This is a genomic window from Mycobacterium sp. (genome assembly GCF_050701675.1).
Taxonomy (GTDB): Bacteria; Actinomycetota; Actinomycetes; order Mycobacteriales; family Mycobacteriaceae; genus Mycobacterium.
Window position 1 is genome coordinate 1 of record NZ_JBOGDD010001051.1, and the last position, 8,701, is coordinate 8,701.

Below are 8,701 nucleotides of genomic sequence, written 5' to 3' on the forward strand. Positions count from 1 at the left end.
AACCAGAGCCCTTCTGCAGGCTGGTGAACGCGACATCTCTGGTTCCCGGGCCCCGAGCCATCGAAGGGCTTGAACGAGATGTGCAGCAGTTGCCGCGGCTTCTGCCCGGCCTTAGCTTAGGGCTGCTCGACCGGATCGAACCTGAATACCGGGCAACGGCCGGCGAGCGCCTCGAAAGCGTCGGGAGTTCCGTCTTTCACCAGACCCGAACGCCTTCCCGAACCCGACGCTGATCGGCACTTTCTCGGGGAAGGACCGCAGAACCGGGCGGCCCGCGCGTTGAGCGCCCAGTCCGCCGGCGCACCCTCGAACGCATCGTCACCGACATGCGCCCCAAACATCCACCCAGCTGGCCCGCGAGAATCGCGCATTCCTACCCGCCGGAGGGGTTATCGATCAAGGCGATCATGTGGGTGTTGGGTGTTTCGAGGAACACGGTGCGGGCGGCGGTCGGCTCCAGTGTTCGGCGAGCGCGCCGTTGACAAGCCTGCCGAGGTAGCCCGAATCCGCATACTTTTTCTGGATAGTGATGCGAAACATGATGGCGCCGAGCACAGTCGCGACCAGTTCGTCGGTGTCGGGCCGGCTGCTGATCTCGCCGTTGGTGCTCGCTCGGTCGAGCATGTGGTCGACGACTATGCGGGTTCGGCGGTTCAAGTTCTCACGCAAGACCCGCGCGGCGGGGCTTTGATCGGCGGTTCCCACCATCATTGCGATGAACTGGGACGAAACCGGCTGGGCGATCTGCTCGGCCGCGCGGATGAGTTCGCTGTGCAGCCATTGGCGCAGCGGGCCATCCCCTAAGTGCAATAACGGCTGATCAGCCCGCGCCAGCGCTTCAGTCACCAGATCCACTGTCTTAGGCCAGTGCCGATACACAGTGGCGCGCCCTACACCCGCGCGCGCTGCGACACGTTGATGGGTCAACCCCAACGCGCCTTCCTCTTCGAACAGCGACGCGACAGCATCCGCCACAGCCGCACGAGTGCGGCTCACCCGCGCATCCCCGGCCGCTGTTTCGCTCATCGGCCCCTACATCCCGTCACAGTTGGAGTCTCAAACATCCGGCAAAGCAAGTCTATGTTGTCGGTGATGTCCTGACGTCGCGCGAACTCTGAACCATACCGAGTTTCACGCACCCTGAGGGGGACTGCGGTTCAATGGCGCTTTCGGTCAGCGGCCACGTTGACCAGGGCTGCGACGGTCACTCGACCGTCGTGCTATATCGGTGATTGCTCGCTCCGCTGACGATAACGCAGCTCGCGGTGGCGCTCGTTGTGGATCTCGGTGCATTTCGGACAGCGGCAGCCCCAATACGAATAGCCGCTAACCGTGCCGTGCGCGTCGACTGGTGTGGGTTCGCTGCGCTTTCGCTCGCGCCGCTTCTGATACGTAAGGGCCCAGGCCCGCCGACAGTGCTGGCAGCGGCAGCCGAGATTGGAATAGCCGTTTTCGCTGCCATGCCGTGGATCGCCGTCGCCCGGATGGATGAAAGGAGTGGGCCGCTCTGATATATCCACGGTCGAACCTCCCGTAGTCTCGCCCTGTGCGAATCCGCCAGCCCGCCGAGCGCGCTCTACCAAGTGAAAGATGTTGGGCAACATCACAAGTCGTTCGCCGATACTGTGGGCTAGCGCGCCCGACGAGTTCGTGCCCTCTGCGGCGGTATAACCAACCGTCGAGCCGCGATCACTCTGGTGTCGAGGAGATGGCGGTCGTTCATGATCTGTGCACGCGTGGAGCAGATTGGTGGTCAGGCTTTTGAAGTTCCGCTGTCGGTGTCGTCGATTGGCGTTCATTACGTGCCACAGGAGGGCGGGGTGCAGCAACTGTGCCGTGGCATCAATCATGCGACACGCAGAAATCGTTCGGTGACCACAGCGTTGAATTCGGCAGCGGTCAAGGGTCGTTCGACGTATCCGTTGATGAGTCGCAAGGGCAATGTGCGTCGGCCTTCGGTTTCGCGGGTGGGCGGTCGCTTTGAACAGTCGGCGGCTCAATTCCTTACCGCCTTCACCGAAAGGCATCCACCCAGCGCTTTAGCATCCAAAACCGCGATTTCCATACCGTGTGCGTACCTCGGATTGAAGGTGCACATCGCTTCGCCGGCTACCAGGAGGCCTTCGGAGAGTCGCCGCATTTCGTCGTATCGCCGCCACTGACTCGACGGGGAGTGGTAGTGCACGACGTCGGTGATCGGCTCGGCGGCGCGTAGTGCGGTGGTCATCGCGGGTGGCGCCACCTGCTCGGCGAAGCAGGTCATCGCGTCCCGCCCGGTGGGGCTTGCGTCCGCCCAGGCCACCCATGGTGATCAGCCAGGTATCGCCGTTCCCATAGTGGAACAACGCGGAGCCGTTCGGGTGCTGCGGCGCCGCAACCCGTCGCGTAGACGATCAAACTCCCGGCCGAATCCTGTTCAGCGCCGGCAACGCGGTTATCCACTCGACGCCTTTGTAGCAGACAGTTCACCTGCGCCGGCCCCGAGGACCGGCCCATTGTTTCCGACGCGCATCACCGCACACCACCGCGAACCGTGGAGATTGCAGATCCGTGGAACTGGTGCCTCGGGAGGGACAGTACAAAGTCCGCCGTGGTCATTGGTGCATACCTTTCAAATGTGGGCGATTAAACGCAGTGGGCTTCCTTACGACTCAAGGGGAGTTTGCTGGCGCTGGCCAGGTGGCCCGCTCGAAGGCCTAAGGCATCGTTGGTGGTCGTCCATGCGGATGTCATGTGGACAGGCGCCGCGAAGTTGTCGGACCCGCAGAACTAAATCCCGACGCAGGTCGGATAGGTCTCGGTTGGGGCCGCCATAAAACTCGGTCAGGTTGAACGGCGAATCGTATCCAACGGTGAAGGCACCTACCGGAGTCCGGTGATAGCGAACAATCAGCGCACCGACCGGGCCCAGGGCTTGCCCATGTCATGGCATCCGACAAGCCGGATCGGATATAGGCACACATCACCGATCGACGACTAAAACAACAGCAGCCCTGCAGATTTCATTGAAACAACCGGGCCAGGGTCGACCCTCGATCCCGACAACATGCATGTCGTCAAAGCCACGGCGGCCACTGGGCGCGTCAGATTGGCAACCTCGCGCCTCCTCACACGTAGTGCTGCTGTGAGACATCATGCACCACATCGTTTTGCGGGTCAAGTTGTCTCATCACATCCACAACCGGTGGGCCGCGGCGGCTGCTGCGCGCGGGTGTCTCTGAAGAGTCAACGCGCACGCTTGCCAAACGGAAGGTAGCGCTCTACGGTAATCCGACAAATGTTAAGCGAGTTTGCTCACAGCACCGCGGTTTGTGTGAGGGGCAGCGCATCCCCGCGAACGTGCCAACAGGGAGGACGTTTGATGAAGCCGTGGCCTCTGATCGGATCCACTGCTGGAAGTTCTGGCGTGCCAGGCGACACATACCTCCCCACCGACGGTCGGCGCCAGGAGTGGGCACGTCAACACCGGGCTACCTCAGGCCCCACTGATGCGTCGCGACGGTCTTACCGCGCTGCGCAGTCTGGACATCTATTCTCTGCAAGAACTTTTCGCGTGCTGGCTGGCACGCTGCCGCCGATATCGATCGTCGTTGCCACGCCGGAGCACATGCATCCTCACAAGCGCTCCGACGGTGGTTCATGACCACTCGCGTGGATCACGATCGACAACAGGACGTATTGGGTTCGGGCTTCAGCAAGGTGCGCCGATCACGCCTCAAGGCTTACCCGCTTCGGACTGCGCGGCACGTGGGCATGATTCCAAGGCGTACCGCGGCCACGACCGGTCGTGGTGTCCAGTTGTTTGCGGACGTGATTCGCTACGTTATAGCCGATGCCATCACCATGAGGCTCGCGGTCGGCGACGTGTGCGTGCAGGCATGGACCTTGCTCAAGGTGACGACCATACCCGCGCTGCTGATGGCCGTTCCGATCGGCGCAATCACCACCATCGTGACCTCAGGGCTTGTCAATCAACTGGGGGCAACCTCGCTGCTTGGTGCGGCCGCCGGGGTGGGTGTGATTCGGCAGGGAGCGCCGCTGACGGCGGGACTGTTGATGGGTGCCGCAGCAGCTTCGACCATCGCGGCGGACTTTGGGGCACGCGCAATCCGTGAAGAACTCGACGCAATGCGAGTAATGGGTGTTGACCCGGTTCGCCAGTTGGTAGTGCCGCGCTTTCTCGCACTATTATTGATAGCCCCGATTTTGTGCATCTTCATCGTGGCGTCGGGAACCGCGTCTTCATTTTTGATGGCAGTGGGAGCCTCCGACGTGGCACCGGGAAGTTTCTGGATGTCGTTCGGGACGTTCACGAAGGTGGTGGACGTCTGGTTCGCCGTCGGCAAGACGGTCGTCTTCGGGGCAATCGTGGCCATCGTTTCATCGCTTCGTGGAATGGAAGCGAAGGGTGGCCCGCGGGGCGTCGCAGATGCCGTGAACTCATCGGTAGTGGTCAATGTCGTTTTGATCGTCTTCGCAAACCTCGCCATAACGCAGTTGCAGTCAATGTTTGTGCCAATGGAGGTCGCATAGTGACTTCTGGTAGCCGCGCCGTGGTACCGAGCACGTACTGCATGCGATGGGTAAGAGCGACAGCGGATCCGATCGCCACGATATTCCTCAACATCGGGCAGTGGGTGGTCTTCATTGCCAAGACATTCAGCTCGGTGCCGATCGCCGTCGTCAAATATCGGCGACAGACATTGCAGCAAATGAACAGCCTCGCGTGGGGTAGGGGCTCGCTCATCGTGGACGGCGGAGCGATAAGCGTATTGCTGCTCCTCGGAATTGCTGTCGGCGCCTCGTTGGCCGTAGAGGCGTTTGCCGTCTTGAATATCATCGGGTTCGGCGGGTTGTCGGGGATTGTCGGCGGGATCGGAGGGGTTCGAGAACTCGGGCCGATAGTTAGCGCTGTCGCGTTCGCCGGCCAAGCGGGGTGCCGAATGACCGCCGAGATCGGTGCCATGCGCATCGCCGAAGAGATAGATGCCCTGGAAGCAATGGGGCTCCGGCCGATACCGTTTGTGGTTAGTACTCGCCTGATCGGCGCGATGATGTTAGTGATTCCGGGATACCTGGTGGCACTGATAGCTAACTTCTTCGTCATGGATGCCGTCATCCGGATATTCCACAATCAGCCCGGCGGAACGTATAACCATTACTTTGCCGAATTCGTGACACCGAGAGACCTTGCATACTCCGTGTTAAAAGTAGCCGTCTACTGTATGGCGGTCACGCTGATCCACTGCTATTACGGATACTTTGCGTCGGGCGGACCGGTTGGCGTGGGTCAAGCGTCGGGTCGCGCTGTACGGACCAGTCTGATCACGATCATCTTCTTGGATTTGATAATGACTGTGGCGCTGTGGGGTCTTCATCCAACGTTCGTGTTCAAGGGTTAGGTGAGAAGACATGCTTCTGCACGCTTCGGAAGAATCTGAGAAGCGAACGCTGACCGTCGTCGGCACGGCGCTCGTGCTTTCTGTGGTAGCCGTGACTGGCCTATATATCGTGTTCAAGCCATTCGGCGGCCGACCGGCCAATGAAATTTCCGTAGCAATCGAAACGCCATACGTGGGGCCCGGGGTCGCCAAGGGTACGGAACTTGTCATGCACGGAGTAAAGGTCGGCGAGGTCACCGCCGTGTCTAGGCTGTCCGGGGGAGGAGTTCGGCTTGAAGCCGATCTGCAGAAAACCCCGACCGAGGGTTTAACAGATGCAATGGGCATCGATTTCCGCACCATAAATTATTTTGGGGTGACGGGTATTGACTTAACCGCCGGTACCGGCGGGCGGCCGCTCGAGGATGGAACCCGCCTGGCGATTACTCCGAAGGGCAACTCCACGCTTCAAGCATTGCTATCTCGCCTTGGAAAGCTGGCGTCGGGGGCGTTAACCACGCAGCTGGTCCAAGTGGTTGAGAAGGCCACCCGGTACACCGATGCGTTGAATCCATTGGCCGAGACACTCGTGATATCAGCGAATGCGCTAGCTAACACGCAAACCGTGAGTACCGCGCAATTATTGACAAACGCGACGGGAATCAGTGTCGCATTTCCCTCGTTTACCGACGCGATGATCGACGCCGGCTACTATGCCACGCACGGTACTAACAAGCTCAACAAAGGGACGTGGAACGCCAGCGAAGCCGAATATCAAACCGACATTCTACCGTTCATGCAATATGTGTCGGATAGCCTCTTCGGTGCTATCGGCAGGCTGGAGTACACGCATATCGATGATCTCACGCCGATGGTCGACAGCGTACGAGCGCTGACTGATGTGGTGCCGCCATTGATCAGGCCCCAAGGCATTTCGGAGATGCTCGTGGAACTGCGGTCCCGGCTCGAGAAAATGTACGCCGGTACCCCCGAGCAACGTGCGCTTCAAGTTCGATTAGTTCTTGACAGCCTTCCGGGTGTGGCGGCGCCACTTGCTGCCGTGGGCGGTGCCGGATGAAGCCTCGCGCGGCCCTGTGGCGACTCGCGATTAGCGGGATAGTCGCGGTCGCCCTGTTCATTGTGTTGGCGAACGTCATCAAGCAGCCCACGGCAGCAGAAACACGATCGTATACAGCCGAGTTCACTGACGCATCGGGATTGCACCCGGACGCTGACGTGCGGGTCCGTGGAGTTCGCGTCGGGAAGGTTCAGTCGGTCGATCTTGAGCGAAGGAACGGTCAGAGCATCGCCGTTGTCGGCCTGACGTGCGACCAGCGATATGGCGTGGTGTCGAGCACTCGGCTTGCCATCAAATTCGAGGCGCTTACCGGCTTGCGTTATATAGATGTCGTAGATCCGGCGGAGGGGTACTCGAAGGCCGATCTTGTCACCGATGTGACCACTGCGATGACGAAGCCGTCTTTCGACGTCACCGAATTATTCAATGGATTGCAACCCGTGATCGCCACCCTGAGTCCTGACGATCTCAACGCATTTACAGCGAATGCGGCAACATATCTCTCGGGTGATGGTGGTGGCTTGGCACCGATGCTGGAAAGCATTCGCAAGCTCACCAGATTCGTGGCGGACCGTGAGCAAGTCATCGCAACGCTGATGCGTAATCTTAAAGATATTTCCGACACCATGGGCGGACATGGAAAAGACCTAATTCAGATAGTGGACTGGCTTAACAAGGGCCCGGTAGATGGCGTTCTCGGAATACTCGACGAGTTTCGAAAAGCCCACCTCTACGGCGAATTTACAGCCGATACCGCACAGATGATCGCTAACCTGGGATTCCCAGCCGGTATCAACAATGGCGACTACTTCGTCTATGGCCCGGACGCCAACAAGAATGCCACCGACGTGGACGACGCCCTGGACCGTGCGCTCACCGTCTTTGACGACTATACGGACGCCTTCAAGCTAGTTCCCGTCATGTGGGAAAACATCCCGCCGCCGCCTGATAACGGTGCACCCCTGGAATGTTCCCGGGGGCGCGCCCAGTTACCGGAGCAAATGGACATACTCCTAAATGGACGAAAAGTGGTGTTGTGCAACCGATGAAGGTGTTACGTAATCCGACTGTCTGGGGCGCTGGGGCCCTCGCACTCATGGCCGTCGTTGCGCTGGTGACCGCGATGATCTACGTCAGCCCGCCCGGGGAGAAGACGGTCACCTTCTATACCGACGACGCAGCGGCGATTCGCCCAGGAGACCCAGTACGTATCGCCGGAATCAACGTCGGCAAGGTGAAGGATCTGGCCTTGGAATCGAACCAAGTGCGGGTCCGCGCACGGGTCGACAGTAGTGCATTTGTCGGTGACCGCTCGCAAGTGCAAGTCCGGATGCTCACCGTGGTTGGCGGCTATTACGTAAGCATCTCGCCAATAGGTGACACCCCTTTGGGCGCTCAGCCCATTCCGGTGGAACGGGTGACGATGCCTTACAGCTTGATGCGGACCCTGGCCGACGCGACAAAGATCACCGACAATGTCGCCCCAAGACCGATCAATGAATCGCTCAATCAGGTGCAGCAAGGACTTACCGGCACCAATGTGGAATCAGTGTCGGCGGTTATCGATGCGGGTAACAAGGTCATGTCGACGATTGAGAATCAACGCGGGCAAGTGAGTGCCATCCTGAATCTTTCCAATGAATATCTCAGGGATGTGAATAACTATAAGGAAGAGCTCAAAGACTTGGTCCGCAAGATCTCGATCATTGAGCAGTCACTTACTTTGTATAGCAAGGGCCTCGCCGGGGCCATGACAGGCTTCGGTAATATTCTGGATGGGCTTTCACCAATCTTCATCTTTTACCAAAATCATCGCGACGAGGCTCTCGCCAAGATCCGTGACAAGTTGGAGAAAGCACGAATGTGGTCAGAACGCAACGGTGTAATAGTGCGGTCGCTGCGCCTGGCGCGGACAAAGATCGAACGGGTGCTGGGCGCACAGCAGGCGGCACCAGAGCTATTGGCCACCGACCTATGTATGCCAATACCGGGAAGCCCGTGCTGATGGCCGTGTCGAGATCGCCACACCTTTTCCGGATCGCCGCAATCGCGCTCACAGCAGCGGCGGTGGTGACGCTAAGTACCTCGTGCGGGGGGCCGCAGAAAAGTCAGCCAAATGCCGAATATTGCGCGGTCATGCCCGACAGCATCGGTCTATACGTCGGTAATCCGGTCACGCAGATGGGCTATCAGATCGGCAAGGTCACGAGCATCACCCCCGGCACGACCGACGTCCGTATCG

7 protein-coding genes and 1 pseudogene are annotated in these 8,701 nt (G+C 59.5%); 5 read left to right on the plus strand and 3 right to left on the minus strand.

Annotation, left to right across the window (positions count from 1 at the left end; genetic code table 11):
* Positions 1-116 precede the first annotated feature (116 nt).
* The 3 genes and pseudogenes from ACRDUX_RS32180 to ACRDUX_RS32190 all read right to left on the minus strand — a co-directional run.
* Positions 117-270, minus strand: a pseudogene (locus tag ACRDUX_RS32180) (deazaflavin-dependent nitroreductase); the annotation flags it as partial.
* Between the two features lie 135 nt (positions 271-405).
* On the minus strand, positions 406-1,026 hold the full coding sequence (locus ACRDUX_RS32185) for a TetR/AcrR family transcriptional regulator (RefSeq protein ID WP_526420127.1): 621 nt from the start codon (positions 1,024-1,026) through the stop codon (positions 406-408).
* Positions 1,027-1,996: 970 nt separating this feature from the next.
* Positions 1,997-2,263, minus strand: coding sequence for a hypothetical protein (locus tag ACRDUX_RS32190; RefSeq protein ID WP_526420129.1), 267 nt, complete (start codon positions 2,261-2,263; stop codon positions 1,997-1,999).
* A gap of 1,376 nt (positions 2,264-3,639) precedes the next feature.
* On the opposite strand from ACRDUX_RS32190, the gene ACRDUX_RS32195 reads away from it, so the two are divergent.
* From ACRDUX_RS32195 to ACRDUX_RS32215, 5 genes are read left to right on the plus strand one after another with little or no spacing between them, the layout of a single operon-like run.
* Positions 3,640-4,533, plus strand: a complete 894-nt coding sequence (locus tag ACRDUX_RS32195) for an MlaE family ABC transporter permease (protein ID WP_526420131.1) — start codon at positions 3,640-3,642, stop codon at positions 4,531-4,533.
* Positions 4,530-5,402, plus strand: coding sequence for an MlaE family ABC transporter permease (locus ACRDUX_RS32200; protein WP_526420139.1), 873 nt, complete (start codon positions 4,530-4,532; stop codon positions 5,400-5,402). The genes ACRDUX_RS32195 and ACRDUX_RS32200 overlap by 4 nt, the downstream gene beginning before the upstream one ends.
* Before the next feature lie 10 nt (positions 5,403-5,412).
* Positions 5,413-6,459 carry an MlaD family protein gene (locus ACRDUX_RS32205; protein WP_526420133.1) on the plus strand — a complete coding sequence of 349 codons (1,047 nt, stop codon included), beginning with the start codon at positions 5,413-5,415 and terminating at the stop codon, positions 6,457-6,459.
* Positions 6,456-7,508 carry an MlaD family protein gene (locus ACRDUX_RS32210; RefSeq protein ID WP_526420135.1) on the plus strand — a complete coding sequence of 351 codons (1,053 nt, stop codon included), beginning with the start codon at positions 6,456-6,458 and terminating at the stop codon, positions 7,506-7,508. Before ACRDUX_RS32205 ends, ACRDUX_RS32210 begins: the two co-directional genes overlap by 4 nt.
* Positions 7,505-8,464, plus strand: coding sequence for an MlaD family protein (locus tag ACRDUX_RS32215; RefSeq protein ID WP_526420137.1), 960 nt, complete (start codon positions 7,505-7,507; stop codon positions 8,462-8,464). Before ACRDUX_RS32210 ends, ACRDUX_RS32215 begins: the two co-directional genes overlap by 4 nt.
* Positions 8,465-8,701: the final 237 nt, after the last annotated feature.